Annotated in this window: 19 protein-coding genes; 12 read left to right on the top strand and 7 right to left on the bottom strand. The window is 59.8% G+C overall.

Annotated features, from left to right (window positions below; all coding sequences use genetic code 11):
• Both SGJ19_24660 and SGJ19_24655 read right to left on the bottom strand, forming a co-directional pair.
• Nucleotides 1-292: hypothetical protein (locus SGJ19_24660; protein MDZ4783451.1), on the bottom strand; the 292-nt coding region annotated here is incomplete at its 3' end.
• 42 nt (nt 293-334) lie between these two features.
• On the bottom strand, nt 335-1087 hold the full coding sequence (locus tag SGJ19_24655) for an ABC transporter ATP-binding protein (protein MDZ4783450.1): 753 nt from the start codon (nt 1085-1087) through the stop codon (nt 335-337).
• A 460-nt stretch (nt 1088-1547) separates the two neighbouring features.
• On the opposite strand from SGJ19_24655, the gene SGJ19_24650 reads away from it, so the two are divergent.
• The 7 genes from SGJ19_24650 (at nt 1548) to SGJ19_24620 (ending at nt 7821) form a co-directional block, all read left to right on the top strand.
• Complete coding sequence (locus SGJ19_24650) at nt 1548-2390, top strand: hypothetical protein (protein MDZ4783449.1); 843 nt, start codon at nt 1548-1550, stop codon at nt 2388-2390.
• A complete protein-coding gene (locus SGJ19_24645; GenBank protein MDZ4783448.1) occupies nt 2368-2589 on the top strand; it encodes a hypothetical protein in 222 nt (73 codons plus the stop codon). Before SGJ19_24650 ends, SGJ19_24645 begins: the two co-directional genes overlap by 23 nt.
• A 381-nt stretch (nt 2590-2970) precedes the next feature.
• On the top strand, nt 2971-3759 hold the full coding sequence (gene hisF / locus SGJ19_24640; protein ID MDZ4783447.1) for an imidazole glycerol phosphate synthase subunit HisF: 789 nt from the start codon (nt 2971-2973) through the stop codon (nt 3757-3759).
• A 132-nt stretch (nt 3760-3891) separates the two neighbouring features.
• Nucleotides 3892-4119: a hypothetical protein gene (locus tag SGJ19_24635; GenBank protein ID MDZ4783446.1), complete on the top strand. Its 228-nt coding sequence runs from the start codon at nt 3892-3894 to the stop codon at nt 4117-4119.
• Between the two features lie 10 nt (nt 4120-4129).
• Nucleotides 4130-5278 carry a PilT/PilU family type 4a pilus ATPase gene (locus SGJ19_24630; protein ID MDZ4783445.1) on the top strand — a complete coding sequence of 383 codons (1149 nt, stop codon included), beginning with the start codon at nt 4130-4132 and terminating at the stop codon, nt 5276-5278.
• Between the two features lie 94 nt (nt 5279-5372).
• Complete coding sequence (locus SGJ19_24625; GenBank protein ID MDZ4783444.1) at nt 5373-7142, top strand: ATPase, T2SS/T4P/T4SS family; 1770 nt, start codon at nt 5373-5375, stop codon at nt 7140-7142.
• Nucleotides 7143-7200: 58 nt separating this feature from the next.
• Complete coding sequence (locus tag SGJ19_24620) at nt 7201-7821, top strand: CvpA family protein (GenBank protein MDZ4783443.1); 621 nt, start codon at nt 7201-7203, stop codon at nt 7819-7821.
• 18 nt (nt 7822-7839) lie between these two features.
• Here the strand turns inward: SGJ19_24620 and SGJ19_24615 are convergent, their stop codons facing one another.
• From SGJ19_24615 to SGJ19_24595, 5 genes are all read right to left on the bottom strand, one after another.
• Nucleotides 7840-8400: a hypothetical protein gene (locus SGJ19_24615; protein ID MDZ4783442.1), complete on the bottom strand. Its 561-nt coding sequence runs from the start codon at nt 8398-8400 to the stop codon at nt 7840-7842.
• A gap of 15 nt (nt 8401-8415) precedes the next feature.
• Entirely contained in the window at nt 8416-11616 is a 3201-nt protein-coding gene (locus tag SGJ19_24610) for an efflux RND transporter permease subunit (protein ID MDZ4783441.1), read from the bottom strand.
• 179 nt (nt 11617-11795) lie between these two features.
• Complete coding sequence (locus SGJ19_24605) at nt 11796-13202, bottom strand: efflux RND transporter periplasmic adaptor subunit (protein MDZ4783440.1); 1407 nt, start codon at nt 13200-13202, stop codon at nt 11796-11798.
• Between the two features lie 119 nt (nt 13203-13321).
• Entirely contained in the window at nt 13322-13717 is a 396-nt protein-coding gene (locus tag SGJ19_24600; protein MDZ4783439.1) for a hypothetical protein, read from the bottom strand.
• 761 nt (nt 13718-14478) lie between these two features.
• On the bottom strand, nt 14479-15591 hold the full coding sequence (locus tag SGJ19_24595) for an acyltransferase (GenBank protein MDZ4783438.1): 1113 nt from the start codon (nt 15589-15591) through the stop codon (nt 14479-14481).
• Between the two features lie 296 nt (nt 15592-15887).
• Here SGJ19_24595 and SGJ19_24590 point away from each other — a divergent pair, with 296 nt between their 5' ends.
• From SGJ19_24590 to SGJ19_24570, 5 genes are all read left to right on the top strand, one after another.
• Nucleotides 15888-16097, top strand: a complete 210-nt coding sequence (locus tag SGJ19_24590; protein MDZ4783437.1) for a hypothetical protein — start codon at nt 15888-15890, stop codon at nt 16095-16097.
• Nucleotides 16098-16899: 802 nt separating this feature from the next.
• Nucleotides 16900-18948 (top strand): serine protein kinase, encoded by a 2049-nt coding sequence (locus tag SGJ19_24585; GenBank protein MDZ4783436.1) that lies wholly within the window; start codon nt 16900-16902, stop codon nt 18946-18948.
• Nucleotides 18949-19221: 273 nt separating this feature from the next.
• Nucleotides 19222-20331 carry a DUF444 family protein gene (locus SGJ19_24580; GenBank protein ID MDZ4783435.1) on the top strand — a complete coding sequence of 370 codons (1110 nt, stop codon included), beginning with the start codon at nt 19222-19224 and terminating at the stop codon, nt 20329-20331.
• Nucleotides 20332-20412: 81 nt separating this feature from the next.
• Nucleotides 20413-21936, top strand: coding sequence for a SpoVR family protein (locus SGJ19_24575; GenBank protein MDZ4783434.1), 1524 nt, complete (start codon nt 20413-20415; stop codon nt 21934-21936).
• A gap of 62 nt (nt 21937-21998) precedes the next feature.
• Nucleotides 21999-22478, top strand: a complete 480-nt coding sequence (locus SGJ19_24570) for a hypothetical protein (GenBank protein MDZ4783433.1) — start codon at nt 21999-22001, stop codon at nt 22476-22478.
• The last annotated feature ends 65 nt before the right edge of the window (nt 22479-22543 follow it).

Genomic DNA, 22543 nt, shown 5'->3' with positions numbered 1-22543 from the left:
TCAATACGCGAATCACTTCTGAGTTGCGCAGCGAGATCTGAATCGCGTCGTCTAGCCCCAAATACTGTTGACGCAGCCCGGTGGGGAGATTGCTCACCGTCGGCGGAGGCAAGGACGAAGGAATTCGCGCGCGGCGCATTTGCGACGGATCGCGGATTTCGATCCGTCGTTGCTCCGGCAACAGAAATCTCCACGGCTCTTGCGCAATCGATACGTCCGGAAGATTGGCCCAGGCCAACAATCCGCCCGCCGCCCATTGCCAGAGCCGCCGCTTCCCTGCGTGCGTTCTCATGCAGTCTTGATTCGGCTGCGATTGCAGGTGCGGTTTGCGCGTTTATGACTCTTCTGCCGTTTCGATCGGTTCGAGTCCGGCCGAATGCAACGCGTGTAACGCCTGGTCAAAGTCTGTGGTGTCCTCCACGACCAGGCCGTCGCGCAGGACGAGCGCCCGCTTCGCGTTGCGGCCGACGTCCTGGTCGTGGGTGACCAAGATCACGGTGATCCCCGCGTCTTCGTTTAACCGCCGAAACAGTTCGATAACCTCCCGGCTCGTCCGGCTATCCAGATTGCCGGTCGGCTCGTCGGCCATGAGAATCGCCGGCTGGTTGGCCAGTGCCCGGGCAATCGCCACACGTTGCTGTTGCCCGCCGGAAAGTTGCCCGGGGTGATGGTCGAGCCGGTCTCCCAGCCCGACCTTCTTCAGTAGCTCGACCGCCCGGCCGCGCCGCTCCTTAGCGGTAATGTCCGGGGAGTAAAGCAGCGGCAACTCGACGTTTTCGACGGCGCTCGTCCGCGCCAGCAGGTTGAAGCTCTGGAAAACGAAGCCAATCCGCCGATTCCGCAGCCGCGCCCGTTCATCCTGCGACATTTCGACGACTTCTTCGCCTGCCAGCAGATAACTGCCGCTGGTGGGGCGATCCAGGCAGCCCAGCGTGTTCATCAGGGTCGATTTCCCGGAGCCGGACGGCCCCAGCAACGCGACGTATTCTCCCTGTTCGATATTCAAGGTCACGCCGCGCAAAGCCCGGACTTTGACCTCGCCTAGGTCATACGTCTTACGAACTTCCTTTAATTCGATCAGGGCCATTCGCCGTGCGGTCCCAGGTAGTAGTTGAATACCGATTCTACCGTCGCCGGCCCCACCTTGGTTTCCGAAAACGCGGAATCGCCCCCCGTAATATGAGGGGTCCCGTAGGTCAGGCTTTCCAGCCTGACGCTTCCGGGATTCGACGCTTTAGCCTGAACAGTCAGGCTGGAAAGCCTGACCTACGGTGGGTTCCCATCCAGATTGCCCTGTCGATCTGAATTTCGTTGACACCCCAGTTTTTCACTGCTTATACTCAGGGAATCATTTTGCGTCGTATTCCGTCCGTGTACAGGATGTTACGTTCCGCCGACCGTGGCCTTTCGGGGCCTTGCGAAGCGAAACAGGGATGCGAGAACGACGCGACCGGAACCGCTCAGCCCGTCCTGGGTCGGGCACGTAGCAAGATTTAGGATCCCCCTTGGCGAACCGCGCCGCATTGCGCGGCTGATGGAGTGGCTGGATGAACCTCGTCGGCAAGATTCTCACTGTGTTCATCTTTGTCATGACAATCGTGTTCATGACGTTGTCGATCATGGTGTACTCCACGCACACCAATTGGCGCGCACGTGTGAAGGCCCCGGGCACCGGTCTGGAATCGCTGCTGCAAGTCGCCAATCAGGAACGCTCGGCACTCGAAGAAGAAGTCACCAAGCTGGAAGCCGCGCTCACCGCGGAACAGAACCTGAGCAAGGAATCGATCGCCAAGCTGCAACAGGAAGTCTCGCAGCTGGGTACGGAGCGCAATGAACTGCAAGCGACCGAAGCCGCGCTGAAAGAAGAAATGCGGAAATCGGTCGAAGGCATGAACGCCGCGCAGACTGAACTAGCTCAATTGCGAACGCAGATTTCCGACCTCCGTGACGGCATCGTCTCCGCGAAAACCGCGCAGGACGCCGCCTTCCGGCAGATGGTCGCCCGCACCGATGATCTGCATCAGGCCGCCAACGAGTTGTCCACGCTCAAATCGCGCAACACACAACTGGCCGAACAAGTGGCCCGCATCTCGTCCATCTTGGATCGTCGCGGTATCTCGGAATTCGAAACCGCCGGCCCGCCCAGCATCGACGGCATCGTCCTCGCGGTTCGCGCGGGCGGCCTGGTCGAGTTGTCCGTGGGCGCCGACGAAGGTTTGAAGAAGGGGGATCGGCTGGAAGTCGTCCGCCAAGGTCCGGATAGCCAACGCTACCTGGGCGCCGTCGAAATCCTGCAGACCGAGCCGGACAAGTCGGTCGCCAAGATCATTCCCGAAACCCGCCAAGGCTCGATCGAAAAGGAAGACCGTGTCTACTCCCGGTTACGCTGATTCCGGCCGCGGCGTTTACGTCGAGAAGCCCAAATCGAACGTGTACACGGTGCTGATGGCCCTGGCGTTGCTGGCGCTGATCATCGCGTGCATCTTCCTGCTCCTGGAAATGAACGCCTACGAGTTCGATCGTAAGGCCCCGTCCGCCAGCGCCGCCGGCGCCATGGCCTGGGACGCCGTCCGCACGTATCTCGGCTAGCGCGAGCGCCCACCTTTGGCACGTTGCGCACGGTTTGAAATTAAGCGTGGGTGCCTGGGGCAGGGGCAATCATTGCGCCATCGCCATCGTCGAAACGCAGGGGCTTCGTTTTGGCTCGTCAACAAATCGCCACAATGCCCCAGCTGATTTGACTTGGTCGCCTCCTTGACTCGCCGCAGCCCCAGGCACCCGCGCTTTTTCAGTGGCGACGTCATGCGGGCGAGTGTCGACGAAGCGTCAATCCTGCGGTTAATTCGCGCTCGCATGCGCAAATCACATCCCGCGGGGCGTTGACCGTGTGCGCTGTGCGGCTTAGAGTGAAGTTTTCGTGCGCCGTCGCACGATTTTTTGCTCCACACCCTTCCCTCTCATCGGCAACTGATGTTGGCCAAACGCGTGATTCCGTGTCTGGATGTCGACCGTGGCCGGGTGGTGAAAGGGACGAATTTTCTGCAGCTTCGCGACGCTGGCGACCCCGTTCAAGTCGCCTCGCGCTATGAAGCCGAAGGCGCCGACGAGTTGGTGTTTCTGGACATCACCGCCAGCCACGAAGGGCGCGAGATCATGCTCGACGTCGTGCGACGCACGGCGGAAGTGATCTTCATGCCGCTCACCGTCGGCGGCGGCATTCGTACGCTCGACGACATCCGGCAGTTGCTCAACGCCGGTTGCGATAAAGTCTCCATTAACTCCGCCGCGCCGCGCGATCCCGAATTCGTACGCCGCGCCGCGGAACGCTTCGGCAGCCAGTGCATCGTTGTCAACATCGATCCCAAGCGCGTGCAGCGCGATGGCCGTGAAGTTTGGGAAGTCCACATCAACGGCGGCCGCGTCGGCACAGGCCTGGAAGCTGTCGATTGGGCGCGCGAAGTCGAACGACTCGGCGCCGGCGAGATCGTGCTCACCTCGATGGACGCCGATGGCACCAAGAACGGCTATGACCTCGAAATCACCCGCGCCGTGGCGGACGCGGTCGGCATCCCGGTAGTCGCCAGCGGCGGCGCCGGTTCCCCCGAACACTTAGCGGACGCGATCTTGTTAGGCCACGCCGAAGCGGCTCTGGCCGCCAGTATTTTTCACTTTGGACAGTACACGATTACGGAAGCTAAACAGATCATGCGCTCCCGGGGCATCCCGGTGCGCATGAAGCAAGAGGCCCTGGTCGCATAAGAAGAGGCTCGGAGTCGCGACCCGGGAGGACGAGGGCGAATCGGACGGAATTGGCAGGACCAAGATACGGGAGCGTGAACGACGAATTTCTAAATCTGAATGTCAAATGAATGCCAAATGACGGAATGACGAATGGCTGTGCGCCGTTCGCGACGCTTCGTCATTCGACATTCGATTTTGATTCGACATTCAGATTTAGAAATTCGTCGTTCCTCGACCATCGTAGGTCCCGTCCAACGCTTTCCTTTTCGCCTTGCGAACAAACGGATTTCAGCAACCACAGGAACAGATGGCGACATCGAACAAGGAACCGGCCGCTCCCGTGACCAAGGAGCCGGCGACTCCGAAGGCAAAACCTGAGGCGGCGGACATGACGACGAACCTTGCCGAGGACATGGATCGCTTTAGTGGCAAGCGGAAAGAGCTGGAAATCGACAAGCTCTTCCGGGCGCTCGTGAAGCTGGAAGGCAGCGACTTGCACCTCAAGGCCTGTCGCCCTCCCTTCGTGCGCGTCAACGGCACTTTGCGGCCGATGAACCGCGGGCCGATCGACGACGCCGAGATGGTCCGGCTCTGCTTCCCCATGATGAGCGAGCGGCTGCGCAATATCTTCGACGAGACCGGCGGCGCGGACTTCGCTTACACCGTGGATGTTGACGGCCACATCTGGCGTTTCCGCGTCAACCTGCTGCAACAACTCGGCCACGTCGGCATGGTGGCCCGGCGCGTGAACGCCTGGATTCCCAACTTCGCTGGGCTAAACCTGCCGCCCGTGATCGAGGATCTCTGCAAGTTCGACCAAGGCATGGTGTTGCTGGCCGGCGTCACCGGCTCCGGCAAGAGCACGACGATCGCGTCAATGCTCAACTTCATCAATCAGAACTACCGCAAGCACATCCTGACGCTCGAAGACCCCATCGAGTTCGTGTTCCAGGAAGACAAGTGCATCATCAACCAGCGCGAAGTCGGCCTGGATGTGAAGAACTTCGAGATCGGGATGAAGCATGCGGTCCGCGAAGATCCCGACGTGATGCTCGTCGGCGAAATGCGGGATAAAGAAACGTTCATGACCGCCATTCACGCCGCGGAGACGGGGCACTTGGTGTTCGGCACGATTCACGCTTCGAGTGCGCCGTCCACGATTGGCCGTATTCTCGACTTGTTTCCGCAGGACATGCATTCCAGCCTGCGCAGCGCGATCACCTTCAACATGAAGGGCATCGTCGCGCAGAAGTTGTTGAAGTCGATCAAGCCCGGCGTCGGCCGCGTGCCGACGGTGGAGATCATGACGTTCAATCCGACGATCAAGAAGCTGGTGTTGGAAGAACGCGACGAGAATCTGCCGGATGCGATCCGGGCGTGCCAATTGGAAGGGATGCAAGACTTCACGATGAGCCTGAAGGAGTTGGTCGACAAGGAATTGATCGACCGCGCCACGGCTTTCGAAGTCGCGCCGAACGTCGAAGCGCTGCGGATGGCCCTCAAGGGCATCACTGTCAGCCAACCCGGCATTTTCTAGGACAAGGTTCAGTCGGTGGAGTAGGCGCGGCAGGTGAGTCAATCATCGCCCGCGTTTTGTAGTTTGTTTTCTCAACAGGCGAATGTTGTTGCTTATGTCGCGCCGTTCCTTGACGTTGCTGTTGCTTCTCGCGGTGGTCGTCGTGCTCGCCGAGCCGACGGTTGCGCTTGCCGAGCAGGCCTGGCCGGACTATCCGTTGCAGAATCAGACCGTGACGCGCGGCCCGGGCTGGTACTTGAGCATGTTGAAGCTCTTCGCCGGCTGGTTCGTGTTCGTCGCCTGGGTCTACACGGCCGACTGGGTGGGGCAAGACTCGGTGAAGAACCGGTTCGGGTGGCAAACCTGGAACGTGGTTGTGTTCTTCGCCTTCATCGTGCTCTACATCGCGATGTGGAAGATTCCAGTCTTCTGGGCCGGCTTCACAGCGCTCTTGTTGCTGGGTTATGTCACTCCAGTGGCCGCCTACGTGCTGGTGCGCAATCGGAAAGTGATGGCGCATGAGCGCGTGATGACGCCCGACCACTTGCGCCATTGGTTCTCCGGCAAGGCCGGCAAGGTCGGCGTGAAGATCGCCACGGAATCGAGGTCCAGCTCCGAAAAAGGACCGCCGGTCAAACTGATCGCCGAAGGGGCCGACGATATTCAGAACAACGCCAACCTGCTATTGGCCAAGAACTACGAGCTCGGCTTTAACTTTGCCCGCCAGACGCTGGCTGACGCCGTGGAACTCCGTGCTTCGTCGATCATGCTCGACTACTCGCAGGAAGCGGCCAACGTGCAGCACCTGGTGGACGGCGTCTGGCAATCCGCCGAGTCGCAAGAGCGCGAGCCGGCCGACGAGCAGTTGTCCGTTTGGAAGCAAATCGCGCATCTCAAGCCGGAAGAACGCCGCGCGCGGCAAGCAGGCAAGTTCACTTTCGAGTATCACAACCACAAGTTTCCCACGCGGATCACGTGCCAAGGCACCGCCACGGGCGAACGCGTCGTGGTGCAGATCGATGAAGGCTATGCCAAGGGAAAACGTCTGCCGGACCTCGGCATGCGACCGCCGATCGAAGAGCAGTACAAACTGATTCTGGAAACCCCGCCGGGCCTGGTCATTATTTCCACGCCGCCGGGCGAGGGATTGACGACGCTGTTCAACGCCACGATCGGCTCGATGGATCGCTATCTCCGCAGTTTCATCGCGCTCGAGGAAGTCTCGCGTCAGGAAATCCTGGTGGAGAATGTCAATCTTCATACTTGGAGCGCCGCCGCGAACGAGACGCCCGATCAGAAGATGCTCAAGATTCTCCGCGAGTATCCGGACGTCATCGTGGTTCGCGAGCCGACCAACGCCATGACGCTCGACGTCCTCTGCGACCAGATGGACGACAACCGCACGATGCTGATCTCAGTGCGCGCGCGTGAGGCCGCCGAGGCGTTGCTTCGCGGCCTGGCCATCAAGCCCAAGCCGGAGAAATTCGCCCGGGCGGTGACAGGCGTCATTTGCCAGCGACTGGTGCGCAAGCTTTGCGAGAATTGCAAGGAAGCCTACGTGCCCACGCCGCAGTTGTTGCAACAACTCGGCATCCCGGCCGGGCGCATCGAGGCCCTTTATCGTCCGCCCGAGCAGCCGGAGAGCGTCTGCCCCGATTGCGGCGGAGTTGGCTATCGCGGACGCCACGCAATCTTCGAGTTGCTGGCGCCAAATGAGGCCGTCCGCGAAGCCATCGTGAAGACGCCGCGAATTGACGTGATTCGCGCCGAGGCCCGCAAAGCCGGCATGAAGTCGTTCCAGGCCGAGGGGATTCACCTCGTCGCCCGTGGTATCACGTCACTGGAGGAACTGCGCCGGGTGCTCACGGAAAAGGGGCCCGCCTAGCGCATCGGTTTCAGGTGGAACTGTTTTTTGGTTATTCTCACCGTCGGTTGTCCTCGCCATGATGATTCTGCTCGCCGTCATTCTGATGTTTGCCACGCTGGCCATGCTGATGCCGCAGGGCATGTGGACTGCCTCGATCGCATTGGTGAATGTGACCACCGCGGCCTTGATCACCATCAATTTCTGGGAACCGATCGCCAACTGGTTGGAGACTGTGGGGCCACTGCGTCGGGCCACTTACATGGTCGACTTCATTTCGCTCTGGTTTCTGTTCGCCATTTCGCTGACGATTCTGCGCGGCCTCACCGACTTCATCTCTAAGACCAAGGTCCGTTTCATTCGCCCGCTCGACGTCGCCGGCGGCGCCTTCTTCGGTATCTGGACCGGCTGGGTGCTGGTCTGCTTCACCTCGATGACGCTGCACACAGCGCCGCTCGGACGGGAATTCCTCTTCGGCGGCTTTGACCCGGAGAAACGAATGGTGATCGGACTGGCGCCGGACCGCCAGATGCTGGGCTTCATGCAGAATATCTCCCTCGGCGCCTATACGCAGAGCGTCGACGGTTCGCGCGCCTTCGATCCCAAGGCGGAATACATGATCAAGTACGCGGCACGACGCAAAGAATACTCGAAGGTCAATAGCTTGCTCGTTCCCGAAGCGCCCGTTCTCCCGCAATAGGCTCGCTGCGATCGATAGTCAATGCTTGTGACCTTCCTCGTCGTGATCATGTTCATGATCATGTCCGCCGTGATCGATGGTTCCCGTGAACGCCTGGCCTTGGATCATCACGCTCAGTCGGGCATCCACTCCCGCGGCGTCGAGTGCGTCGCATAGCGCTGCATCTTTCAGCTCGTAGCGCGCCGAAGTCCCGGCCGGATCGCTTGCGTCGGGCGCTGCCGGCAACTTGAACTGGCTCGGCTTGCCGTCGACCGTGAGATTGATGGTGATGGACTCCGTGGCGACCGGCGTCGCCTTCTTCAAGAATTCGTCGAACAGATAAACCGTGACCATCTGAGCATCGTGATTGTGAACCACTTCGGCGTGGTACTCGCCGCCGCCGAGTTCGACGATGTCGCCATCGTGCTGGCCATGGGCGCCATGTTCGTGCGCCTCCTCCGTTGGACCTTTCTGCGGGGCCGGCGCAACCTGTGCCGGTTGTTGATTGCAGCCGGACAGCGAGATGGCGATGGCGATCGAGAATGTCGCCACGCAGGCGCCAAGCGTGCGGCTTGATTTGTTACTAAAGATGTTTCGCATGCTGGATCACCTTCGCTAATGTGCTGGTTGCGGATTGACAGCCGGCGATGCGCTCGCGGAGCTGCCGTGGTGAGAAAGAACGAAATCGGTCGACAGCGGATCGACTTCCTGGTGCGACAACTGGTGCTCGGCGTCGCGCCGGCCGAAGCACCAGAACAAGGCCGGGTGGACGAAGAAGTCCAGCAGCGTCGAACTGATCAAGCCGCCGAGAATGACGGTCGCCACGGGATAGAGGATTTCCTTGCCCGGCTCGCCGGCGGCCAACACCAGCGGGATCAACGCGATCCCCGCGGTGAGCGCCGTCATCAACATCGGCGCCAGCCGTTCGCGCCCAGCGCGTTCGATCATCTGCGGAGTGAATCCTTCTCCTTCGTGTCGCACCAGGTGCAAGTAATGGGCGATCAACAAGATGCCGTTGCGCGACGCGATGCCGGCCAGCGAGATGAATCCGACCATGCTGGCCACGGTCAGCGACTGCCCGGTCACGACCAGCGCCGCCACGGCGCCGATCGCCGCCATCGGCAGCGCCGCCATCACCTGGAGCGTCATGTTGACTGAATGAAACAACGTGTACAGCGTGAGAAACATGCCGATGAGCGACAGGAGGCTCAACAGCCCGATCATGCGCGTTGCCGATTTCTGACTCTCGTATTGCCCGCCGTACTCGATGAAATAGCCGGTCGGCAAAGTCTCGCGCAGCGGCGCCAGCCGCGCTTCGATGTCCTCCACGACACTGCCCAAATCGCGTCCCGAGGTGTTGCATTGCACGACGATGCGTCGCCGCACGTTTTCGCGATTGATCGTATTTGGGCCCAGGCCTTCGTCGATCGCCGCCACCGCGGACAACGGAATCCTTCCCCCGCCAGGCGCCTGCATCGACAGCCGCTTCAGTTTCTCGGGATCCTCGCGGTACTCGTCATCGAGCCGCACGATGAGATCGAATTTGCGTTCGCCTTGGACGATCTCGGAGACCGTGCGGCCGTTCATCGCGGTTTCGATCAGCTCATTCACGTCATCCGAGTTCAATCCGTAGCGCGCGAGTTGATCGCGCTTGGGCACGATCTGCAATTGCTTGATCTCGGTCTGCTGCTCGACCATCAGATCGGTAACGCCCGGTACGTCCGCGATCGCTTTCCGCATCTCCTCGGCTTTGCTCCGCAGAATGTTGAGGTCGTCGCCGTACAGCTTGATGCCCACTTGCGCCTTAACGCCCGACAGCATGTGCGAAATCAAGTGCTGCAAGGGCTGTTCCGCCGCGATCACGACACCGGGAACGTTGCTCAACTCTTCGCGTAGTTCTTCCAGCACTTCCTCGCGCGAACGTTCGCTGTGCGGATCAAAGCTGATGATGATTTCCGAGACGTTCACCCCCTCGGCGTGTTCATCCAGTTCCGCGCGACCGGTCCGACGTCCAAACGCGACGACCCCTTCGATCGACTTGATCCGCTCGTCGACCATCGCGCCGATCCGGTTCGACGCCTCCAACGACGTCCCCGGCGGCAGCAGTGCATTGACCTGCACGCTCCCTTCGTTGAACGGAGGCAAGAAGTCGCGTCCCAGTTGCGTGACCGTGAACCCGCTGACGAGTACCGCCGCGGCCACCGCCCCCAAGATCGGCCAGGGATGCCGCACGCTGACGCGGATCGCCCAGCCCGCCAGCCGCTTGAGCACCCGCAGCAGCCAGCCGTCTTTCTCGTGGTCCATCACCTTGGCGTTCGGCAGCAGCCAATACGCCAGCACCGGCGTCACGGTCAGTGACACAACGAGCGAGGCCAGAATCGACACGATATACGCCACGCCCAGCGGCACGAACAGCTTGCCTTCCATGCCGCCCAGGGCAAATAGCGGCACGAACACGAGCACGACTAATATCGTGCTGAACACGATCGAATTGCGGACTTCGCAGCTGGCCTCGTACACGACGCGCAGGGCCGGCAATGGCTTCACGGCGCGGCGATTCTCGCGCAAGCGACGAAAAATGTTCTCCACGTCCACAATCGCGTCATCGACCAATTCGCCGATGGCCACGGCCAGGCCGCCCAGCGTCATGGTGTTGATCGACATGTCGAACCACTTGAAAATCAGCCCCGTCACGACAATCGACAACGGAATCGCGGTCAGCGTGATGAAGGTGGTGCGGAAGTTCAACAGAAACAAAAAGAGTACAATCACCACCAACACGCCGCCGTCGCGCAAGGCTTCGATGACGTTCTGAATGCTCAGATCGATGAACTCTTTCTGCTGGTACACCTCGGAATTCACGACGACGTCCTTGGGCAACGCCGGCTGCAATTCCTTGAGCGCCCGCACGATGTCATCAGTTAGACGGCGCGTATCGGCGCCCGGCTGCTTGGACACCGTGATCATCACCGCCGGCTTCCCATTCACCGCGGCGTCGCCACGTTTGACCTGCGCGGCTTCGACAACGCGCGCGACCTGTCCCAGCAGTACCGATCGCTCAACACCCGATTTCACGACGACTTGTTCCAGTTCACGCGGGTTGGCGATGCGTCCCAGCGAACGCACCAGTAGTTCGATCCCACCCGCGTCCAGATAACCGCCCGTCGCGTTCGCGTTGTTACGAGCCAGCGCTTGCTCAACATCGTGCAGCGTCAGGTCATACTTCGTCAGCGCCTCCGGATTGACCAGCACCTGGTATTGCTTCCGGCCGCCGCCCATGGTCACCACTTGGGCGACGCCCGGAATGGTCAGCAACCGCTGTCGCACGACCCAATCGGCGATGGTGCGCAGCTCAATGGGATTCGTCTTGCCGGAGTCGCTGTACATGCCGACAATCAGGATCTGCCCCATGATCGATGCCATTGGCGCCATTTGCGGCCGCACGCCCGCAGGCAGGCGATCGGACGCGAGCGCGATTTTCTCCGCCACGATCTGCCGGTCGATGTAGATATCGGTGCCATACGCGAACTCGACATAGACCACGGACAATCCCACGCCCGAAGTACTACGCACCGCCTGCACGCCTGTCGCGCCGTTGACCGCCGACTCTAATGGAAACGTGATCAGCGATTCGACTTCCTCCGGCGCCAAGCCCGGCGCTTCCGTCAGAATGGTGACCCGCGGCCGATTCAAGTCGGGAAACACATCGATCGGCAATCGCGTCAATTCAAACCCGCCATACAACAACGTCGCCAGCGCCGCCACGATGGTGAGCGCGCGATAGCGCAGTGCAAAGCGGATCAGGGCGTTAAGCATGAGGAGTTTGAAGTTTTCAGTGTTCAGTTTTCAGTATTTGGACGCCGCGTCTCTCTCTCTCTCTCTCTCTCTTCCTCTCCTCCTCCCTTCCCTTCTCTGCGTCTCAGCGCCTCCGCGTTTCAGCGCCTCCGCGTTTCAAGAATGCTCACGCCCTCCGTGTCTCCGCGGTGCATCGTCCCTCAATGGTTGTGCCCAGCGTGAGGGTCGATCGCGCCGCCGGATTTGTTTTTGAGCGCCAGCAACATTTGTTGAGCACCATTGGTCGCTACCTGGTCGCCGGGAAAGAGCGAGCCGTCGTTGGCAATCACGACCGACTGCGGGTCTTCCACCTCGACATGCACGGGCCGCCGCTGGAACGCTTTGCCGTTTTGCTGGAACACGTAGGTTTCGACGCCGTCCTTGGCTACCGCCGCGGCCGGCAGCACGATGCGATCCGGCAGATTCTCCACGGGCACGCGCAGTTGCACGCGCTGCCCCGGCTTATAGCGCCAGGTCAGTGACCGATTCATGTCGCCGTTGGACGATGCGGAGAGTAGCTCATTGGGCAACCGCGCATAGAAGTGAAACGCCCTCGACTCCGGATCAACTTGCGCGTTGAGGAACGCCAATTCGAGCCCTTCGATCACTTGCGATTGGCCGCTTTCCTGATCGATGACGGCCGAAATCTTCCAGCCGCGCTTGGACAGTTCGTGAATCGAGGGAATATCCCGCTCGAACGCCATCCCTTCGATCAGCAGCGTTTGATGATCGGCCAGATCGGCCAGAGCGTCGCCGGCATTCACGTGCTGGCCGCGTTCGATCGCCAACTGCTGCACTTGATACCGCGGCGGCGTGGCGGCGCCATCGGTCATCTCCGCGCTCGGCGCGACGACATCCAGGAATTGCAAGAGCGTTCTGGTCCGTTGAATATCGTTGACTTGTTCTTCGGAAAAGCCGTGAAGAATCAGCGCTTGACGCTGCGCGCGAATCATCGCCTCGGCCTTTTGCTGTTCATAGCGCCGCTCCAGCAGCGTTTTACCGGCGATGGTTCCCTGATCCGCCAGCGTTTCCAAACGCGCCACTTCCCTTCCGATCACGTCCAGTTCTTCCGCGGTACGCAGGAAATCGGCCTGGGCCTGCACCAACTCCTCGTGCGATAGCCGCAATTGAAACAACAACTGCCCCGGTTCGACTGCATCGCCTTGATGCGCTGAAATCTTCGTGACGACGCCCGTCAGCGGTGCGGTGATTTCCAGCCGCGACTTGCCCGGTTCTTCAATCACGATGCCGGGGATGCTGATCACGCGTTCGTAAGCACGCAGGTCAATCGTCGCCAGTTGGACGTTCAAATTCGCCACGGCCTGCGGACTCAGTTCCAGCACGTCGGCTGAGACCGCATGCTCGTGCTCGTCTTCGTGCTCGTGCGCGTCGTCATGCGCCGCCGTGCCGTCGGACTTGGGAGCACCCAGCAACCAACCCCGTACCTGCGGCCCGCCGAAACCCCAAGTTGCCGCCGCGACGGCCGCGACCGTCACCGCGCCAGCGGCAAACCAGCCCCAGCGGCCGCCCGGCCGGGCTCGATGAGACGAAATGCTCGCGGTAGCCATAATTGAACCTTTCGCGCAGCAGGCGCGCAATTGCCAAGCGCAAGTCCCGAAGAAATGTGACGGCGCAGCATCCACTACATGGAATGCCCGTCAGGAATCACACGGCGCACACGGCCGGTTCAAATGAGCAGCACGCCCAAGCGCAGATGCAGCCGTCCGGCTGGCGCATGAGAAATCCGAGTTTCGCCGAGCCGCAGCGCGCCGCAGCGCGTCGCGGATGTCAGCGTCGCCACATCGTCGACGGTTGCAACGAGTGCCAATTCCGTTGCCAGATCGCCGACTCGCGAGTACTCGCCACGAACGAACACACAGTTCGCCTCGTGGCAATCGTCCGACGAGTCCTGGGGGTCGTCACCGTCGTCGCCGGTAGCATCGTGGTGGTGGCAGCATTTGCTCGTGGCATGCTCGTGCGGCCGCGTGGCGGATTCGACACAGCGCGCATGATGCCAGCAGCAGCCCAGCACCGCGTGCAGGACAATCACCAGGCTCAAAATGGCTGAAACGAATCGCCGCATAACGGAAGCCTACCACCTGGAATCATCATTTCCGGTATCGGCAGCGCGGTCAAGATTCCTTGTCACAGAGTATGAAATTAAAGAAAAGGTGCAACTGGCGTTGCTGGAACGTCCATGGCGACCATTGACACGCTTGCCGGACCAGCTGACCGAAACGACTAAACCCAGTTCCTTGCACAGGTTGCGGTGCCGCTCGGCGTCGTAGTACAGGCGGTTGAGCGGTAGCGGGCGCCGTCTTTGACTTTGCTGGTTGAGGAATCCTCCGGCGCCATAAATCCAAAGCGCGACACCCCAGGACTTTCTGACACAAGCGGGGGGCTGTTCGTTAGGCCGCTTGGGCCGGGGCGTGATCGGCTTCGCACCCCGTGGGTGACTGAACGCAGAGGACCTGGGGGAGCCGTTCGGTATGGCAGAAGGTTTCGACGCATTGGAACCAGCTCAAGCGCGCGGCTACTGGCGTGTCGAACTTCTCGTGCTTGGTCGACCGGAGGAAGCGTTCCATCGCGGCGGTGTCACAGCAGTGGCCGGTGCGACTCGTCGAGCGCCTGGCGTGCGCAGCACATGTTGATACGCGTCGCTCGTGCAATGGCAACCGCGACTGATCTGTTTTACCCACCATGAGACCTTTCCCGAAATTCGCTTGGCGATTGCCGCTGCCGTGGCGTGACGCTTTCGTATCTTCGACGCTTCCGGGCGGTGGCGAGTTTCGCCCGCCGGGCGGCGTTTCGTGGGCTCCTCGGTAGCGATCGATCGGCCTCAGTTCAGCGTTCGGTCTTTCCGCTCGACATAAACCGCTGCTCGATAAATACGTGAAAGGGCCAGGCGACAACCCATGACAGTGCCAAGCATACGGGCGTCGTGACGAGCAGCGTTTGTCCCGGCGTGGTCAAACCGGCTTCGTAGAACGTCCGACGCAACACCGCGCAAAACGGTGCGTGGACCAGATAGAGGCTATAGCACATGACACCCGCGATGCCCAACGGCTTGAGGACCTTCAAGCTGTTAAGCCGTTGATCGTGGCGGTGCAGGGCAATCAGCAAGACGGCAAAGGCAAACGCCACGGCGTAGCTTTGTTCCCAGTTGGCCCGTAGGCTTAGCAGCTGGCCGGGCTGCTTGACGCACCAGGCAAAAGCGACGATCAGCGCAGTGACTGTCGCCACTTTCTCAAATCGATTGGCAAAGTTCGCGGCATAGCAGACGGCGATCCCTGCTGCAAATTGAAGGAAATAGCCGTCGAGAAAAAGTCCGGCAATGAAGTTTGGTCGATCGGGAAGTGCACGAAGGGCCAGCACCACCAGGCTTAGCCCCAGGCATCCGAGAAAGAAGTATCTGCGACAGGTTAGCAAGATCAGCCCTGTGGCGAGATAGAATTGCTCCTCATAGCAGAGTGTCCAGACGTGGCCCATGAAGAATCGCGTTTCGTCGCCGAAGAAGTGGGACCGCCACGTCTCAATCAAGAGCAGGTTGCCAAGTAACTGCGATCCGGACAACTCCCAGGGTGGCGTCAGATTGCCGTTGTGGCCCAGCAAACGCTGGCAAAGCAGCACGAACCCCATGGCGACGACGAATAGCGCCCAGTACGGTGGAAAAATGCGCCGCAACCGCCTCTTGAAAAACTCGCCCGCTGGTCGCTCGTGTTTAGCGTGCGACAATGCCGAGGCCGCGATACAGTAGCCCGAGATCACGAAAAACATTGGCACGCCAACCCAGAAGCGGCTGGTCGTCCAAATCAGGGCGTCAGCGATTGATGCCCCGCCAGATTTCACGCGAGCATCGAACGACGCGTCAGCCACGTAGTGCGTCGAGTGGAATACTACGACGATCAGGCACGCAATGCCGCGCCAGTGGTCCAAGGTGTGGTAGCGGGTGCTCATGCTTCGTTTTAGTGGAGTCCAAGACGTCAAGACATTCAAGGATAGAACAGTAATGCACCCGAACGCCAACGACAAGGAAAAATGATGCCTTAGCGCCATTTTTGCACACCGCCCAAGTAGAACAAAACTTCTGTTTCCCGCTTCCCGGGCCATCGCGCGCTCGCGCATCTGTTAACCGGCTGGTCTGTTTTCCCAACGGCGAGAAAAAGTACGCGCCGATTAACAGCCGGTGCGACTACTTCTGTTAAGCCGGACCCGTTCTGTCCGTAGGCGGTCCCCTCGGCATTGGGGGCGCCTTGCTATGGGTCGGCATCGGCGACCTGCGAGGACGCTCGCGACCTGGCTGGATCGTGCGATTGGCGCTCTATCTGCCGATTCTCGCCTGTCTGCCAATGACGATTCAGGTGGCTCGAGAGGCCGTCGTCAAGCAGCGGGCGATCAACAATCTAAGGCAACTGGGCGAGGCGGTGCGACAGTACGAGGCCGATTTTAAGATTGCCCCATAACCGTCGATCCCGCCAGAATCCGAATAGCCTGACGATGGCCTGTCGCAGCAGTGACGGAGGTCATTCCCGTTTTCGATTTCTAACGGAAAGCGCATCAAGCAAAAAATTGCTGCGCCGGCGCGAGGCCGAACGGTGGTGACAACTCATTGCGGCGCAAGTAGTTGAATGCCGCACTCAGGCGCGTCAAATCGCCTTGCTGCCACATATGTCTCAAGATTGATATTGCCGCACTAGGGTATTGAGGCGATACTTGATTGATAGTGCTAGGCGACGACGTAAGGGGCGGCTGACGTCGGTTCGTATGCGGTGCTTGCTCAGAGAAGACGGACTTCCCGCCTGGTATCGCCGAACATTTACGGCTCGGAACGCTCTTTTCCAAGTTCGCTCTTACCTTGGCGATTGCTCGTGCTAGGTCGGTTTAACCGCCCTTGACGCTGCGCGCTCCGCGCCGCGAGCTTTCGAACGCCACGGGTCTCAGCCCGGCTGATCTTTGCATTGCTTAGGTCAACTACCGGACCGATTCCGCCTGCGCTCGGATGGCAACACCAAGGATCGGGGAACAAGGCAAGTACGCTTCGTCAGCCGCGAAGGTGGCATACCGGGAAGCCTCGCCAACTCTCTTCAGGCCCGCTGGCCGAATCGGCGGTGTTTACGCCCGCTTGCAGACAGTCCCCGCGCGCTTGCCCACGATTTTTCGGATACCGAAACGCCTCATACCGATCCTCATTTTTCGCACACACACAGGGTGAACCGCGTCCATGGCGAACGAAATTCGTTCGTCACGACCCGGGGGAGATGCTCGATGGTCAGCGGACAAAACATCATCAATCTGATCGCGGAGCGCCAGGATCTCGAACAGTTCAAGCGGAAAAACTGGGAAGGCTCCTTCGACGAATATCTGGAGCTGGTGAAACAGCACCCAGATGTGACGCGCAACGCCTACGAGCGGCTGTACGACATGATCACCTCGTACGGCGTGGAAGCGTATGAGAAGAACCGCGAGAAGAAGGTGCGTTATCGCTTCTTCACCGATCCCGAGGACGAAGGCCGCGATGCGGTGTTCGGCTTGGACGAGACGTTGCGGGCGCTGGTCAACGCCTTCCGCAGCGCTGCTCAGGGCTATGGCATCGAACGCCGCGTGCTGCTGTTGCACGGGCCGGTCGGCAGCAGCAAGAGCACCATCGCGCGGATGTTGAAGAAAGGCGTGGAGCGCTATACCTCTACTGACGCCGGCGCGTTGTACGCGATGGGCTGGGTCTCGCTCGAAGATTCGAGCGTCACGCAGTGGTGTCCGATGAACGAGGAACCGCTGCACATTATTCCGGGACGGTTCCGCAAGGACGTGGCGGATCAACTCAACGCCGGGCGCGAGCCGGGCGAGTACCTGGTCAAGATCAACGGCGAACTCTGCCCGTTCTGCCGGTATGTCTACACGGATCGCCTCAAGCACTACGGCGGCGACTGGACGCGGCTGATTCAGGATCTTCGCGTGCGGCGATTGATCCTCAGCGAGAAGGACCGCATCGGCATCGGCACGTTCCAGCCAAAGGACGAGAAAAATCAGGACTCGACGGAACTGACCGGCGATATCAACTACCGCAAGATCGCTGAATACGGCAGCGACAGCGATCCGCGGGCGTTCAATTTCGACGGCGAGTTCAACGTCGCCAACCGTGGCATCATCGAGTTCGTCGAAGTCTTGAAGCTCGACGTGGCGTTCCTGTACGACCTGCTGGGCGCGAGCCAGGAACACAAGGTCAAGCCGAAGAAATTCGCGCAGACCGATATCGACGAAGTGATCATCGGTCACACGAACGAGCCGGAATATCGCCGGTTGCAGAACAACGAGTTCATGGAAGCCCTGCGCGACCGGACCGTGAAGATTGACGTCCCGTACGTCACCACGCTGGCGGACGAGATCAAGATCTACGAGAAGGATTACAACAAGCAGAAGGTCAAAGGCAAGCACATCGCCCCGCACACCATCGAAATGGCGGCGATGTGGGCGATTCTGACACGGCTCGAACAACCGAAGAACGCCAGTCTGACGCTGCTGCAAAAGCTGAAGCTCTACAACGGCAAAACGCTGCCGGGCTTCACCGAGGACAACATCAAGGAACTGCGCGAGCAGTCCACGCACGAAGGCATGCTCGGCATTTCGCCGCGCTATGTGCAGGACAAGATTTCCAACGCTCTGGTGGCGCACCCCGAGGCCACGTCGATCAACCCGTTCATGGTGATGAACGAGTTGGAATCGGGGCTCAAGCATCACAGCCTCATCAACGACGAAGAGGTCAAGCAACACTACCGGGAATTGCTCCAGGTGGTGAAGGAAGAGTACGAGAACATCGTCAAGAACGAAGTGCAGCGAGCGATCGCGGCCGACGACGACGCATTGAAACGCCTCGGCGGCAACTACATCGACAACATCAAGGCCTACACGCAACGTGAGAAGGTCAAGAACAAGTTCACCGGCCAGTACGAGGAGCCGGACGAGCGGCTGATGCGGTCGATCGAAGACAAGATCGACATCCCGGAAAGCCGCAAGGACGATTTCCGCCGGGAGATCATGAACTACATCGGCGCGCTGTCGATCGACGGCCGGACGTTCGACTACAAGACGAACGAGCGGCTGCACAAGGCGTTGGAACTCAAGCTGTTCGAGGATCAGAAGGATTCGATCAAGCTCACCAGCCTGGTCACCAACGTCGTCGACGCCGACACGCAGGCCAAGATCGACGTCGTGAAAAGCCGTCTGATCCGCGACTACGGCTACGACGACGAAAGCGCCTCAGACGTACTGAACTACGTGGCGAGCATCTTCGCGCGTGGAGATGTAAAGCGAGGTTGATTTGAAGAACTCACCACGGAGGGCACGGAGAACACGGAGGGAGGAGAGAGAAATGAGAAGTTCTAAATCGGAATGTCGAATCACATTTGAATGTCGTATGACGAATGTCTGAGGGTGGAAGTGGTCAGTGTAGGCGAGATGAAAAACATTCAGTCATTCGGAATTTGGATTTGATTCGACATTCACAATTAGAACTTCGTCATTCCCGCCCCTCCCTCTCCGTGTTCTCCGTGCCCTCCGTGGTGAAACACTGAAAAAGACTCGGGGTGGGAAATGGTGTTGAAGATTGACCGCGATCAGTCGCGGTTTCGCCAGATTGTGCGCGGTAAGATTCGAGAGAATCTCCGCAAATACGTGACTCACGGCGAGATGATCGGCCGGAAGGGTCGCGATCTGGTTAGCATTCCCATCCCGCAGTTGGACGTGCCGAATTTTCGTTACGGCAAGAACGGCTCCGGCGGCGTCGGCCAGGGCGAAGGCGAGGAAGGCGATCAGATCGGCAAGCCGGGCGATGAAGACGGCGGCACAGGCCAGGCCGGCAGCGATCCCGGCGCGCATATCCTGGAAGTCGATATCACGCTGGAAGAGTTGGCGCAAATCCTGGGCGACGAACTGGAACTGCCGCGGATCGAACCAAAAGGCAAGGCGCAGCTCGAACAGGAAAAAACGAAATACTCCAGCATCCGCCGCACGGGTCCGGAATCGCTCCGGCACTTCAAGCGGACGTACATGGAAGCCTTGCGCCGGCAGATTTCCTCGAACACCTACCAGCCGGTCGAGCCCAAGATCGTTCCGATTCGCGACGACAAGCGCTACCGCTCCTGGCGGACGATCAACCAGCCGGAAGCGAACGCGGTCGCCATCTACATGATGGACGTCTCCGGGTCGATGACCGACGAGCAGAAGGAAATCGTCCGCACAACGGCGTTTTGGATCGACGCCTGGTTGAAAACCAACTACCAGGGTCTGGAAACGCGCTACATCATCCACGACGCCGTGGCGAAAGCAGTCGACGAGCACACTTTCTATCACACCCGCGAAAGCGGCGGCACGCGGATCAGCAGTGCGTACCGCGTCTGCATGGAACTGATCGAAAAGGAACTTCCCGCCGCGGAATGGAATCTGTACTGCTTTCAATTCTCCGATGGTGACAACTGGGGCGAAGACAACGAACAAAGTTTGAAGATGCTGAGTGAAACGCTGCTGCCGCAGGTGAACCTGTTCTGTTACGGCCAGGTGGAAAGCCCCTACGGCAGCGGCGACTATCTGCGAGCATTGAACGGCCGCCTCGGCGAAAAGAACGAGAACCTGGTGATCTCGGAAATCAAAAACAAGGACGGGATTTATGGAGCGATTAAGCAGTTCCTTGGTAAAGGCAAATGATGAATGCAGAATGACGAATGACGAACGGGCATAGGCTTCTTCATTCATCATTCCGCGTTCATCATTCCTCATTCGGTCAACATGTCCATCCACTCCCCAGAACCGTTGCCGGCTTTCCTGGCTGATATTCAGGGCCAGATGGAAGGGTATGCGCGCAGCTATGGGCTGGATTTCTTCCCGACGATTTTCGAAGTGGTCGACTACGACCAACTCAATGCGATCGCGGCCTATGGCGGATTCCCCACGCGGTATCCGCATTGGCGATTCGGGATGGAATACGAGGAGCTGTCGAAGGGCTACGTCTACGGGTTGCAGAAGATCTACGAGTTGGTGATCAACAACAATCCGTGCTACGCGTACCTGATGCGGTCCAACGGGCTGACGGACCAGAAGCTCGTGATGGCCCACGTGTACGGCCACTGCGATTTCTTCAAGTGCAACGAGTGGTTCAAGTACACGAATCGCAAGATGATGGACCAGATGGCGAATCATGGAAACCGGATTCGCCGGTACATGGATCGCTTCGGCGTCGACGAAGTCGAGCAATTCATCGACGCTTGTCTGAGCATCGAAGACTTGATCGACATCCACTCGCAGGCGATCAAGCGGTTCGATGATCCGATCCGCTACACGCCGGCGCCGGACGCGGAAGACGAGACGCCGCGTCCCGGGCGTTTTGCGGCCAAAGGCTACATGGAGCAATTCGTCAATCCGCCCGGCGTGATGCGCGAGGAGGCCGAGGCGCTCAAGCAAAGGCAGGTCACGGAAAGCAATTTTCCCGCCACGCCCGCCCGCGACGTGATGCTGTTCCTGTTGGAACACGCTCCGTTGCGACCATGGCAGTTGGACGTGTTGTCGATCATTCGCGACGAAGCTTATTACTTCGTGCCGCAGGCGCAGACGAAGATCATGAACGAAGGTTGGGCCAGCTACTGGCACTCGATGATCATGACCCGGCACGGACTCGAGCCTGGGGACGTGATCAACTACGCCGACCACAACGCGGGGACGCTGGCCACTTCGCCCGGCCGGTTGAATCCGTATAAGCTCGGCGTGGAGATGTACCGGAGCATCGAGGAACGTTGGAACACCGGCCGCCACGGGCGCGACTATGAAGCATGCGACGACCTGGAGGCGAAGCGCACCTGGAACACCGAGGAGAACAAGGGGCGCGAAAAGATCTTCGAAGTCCGCCGGATTCACAACGACTTGACGTTCATCGACGAGTTCTTGACGCTCGAATTCTGCCAAAGGCACAAGATGTTCTCGTTTGGCTACAACGAGGACAGCGACGCCTATGAGATCGAAACCCGGGAATTTCCCAAGATCAAGCAGCGTCTGATGTTTAGCCTCACGAACCGGGGCCGGCCGTCGATCCGCGTGCGCGACGCCAATTACAAGAATCGCGGGGAGCTGTTCCTGGAGCACGATTTCAACGGCGTAGAATTGCAGACGAACTACGCGCGGGACACGCTGGCCAACCTGGTCAAATTGTGGACCCGGCCGGTGCATATCGAGACGGTTTTGGACGATGTCAAGACAGTGATCTCGTACGACGGGCACGAACACAGTGTGCGGCCGGAGGGGAAGGCCGCGAAGAAGTAGGAAGTCGGCAGTGAATGTGGGGGATGCATTCGCCAATCGACGCTTGATGAAGGGGTGGGAACATGTCGTGGAAAAATCAGGTGGCCCAATCATGGGCGGCGCTCGCGCCTCCGGTGACTGGGCAAACGGTGCTGCGCGTCGCCGATGATCGGCGCGAGCTGGAAGCAGAGCTGTCGGCGATCGATCGCCTGGCGTGTGCATTCGACACGTTTCGCGTGACCATTACTGCATTGGCGAACTCCGAAACAGCGCAGCTCAAGGAACACGCCGGCAAGCTGGCGGCGAAATTGAGCTACTTGCTCGAGCCGATCGGGCTAATCGAGGTCGACGCCGACCGGTGCGTAGTGCAACTCCGCTCGATCCCGCCGCAACGGGACGAGGAGCGGATCGCCTATTACGAACTGCTGGCCGAACGCGGCGGGGTGTTCAGCCTGCGCCGGTATGAAGTTTATCCCGGTCAGCAGCGACAGCCGGTGCCGGCCGAGGTGACTCGGGAGGTGTTCCTGCGACTGGCGGATGACTTCGGCGGACTGGCCGACTGACGCGTGGCAGGCCTCGTTACGATACGAGCCCGTAGCTGTTGTGCGCGGGTCTCCCGACCCCGCAC

It is taken from the genome of Planctomycetia bacterium, assembly GCA_034440135.1.
Lineage (GTDB): Bacteria > Planctomycetota > Planctomycetia > Pirellulales > JALHLM01 > JALHLM01.
This window is presented reverse-complemented; position numbering and strand designations above follow the sequence as displayed.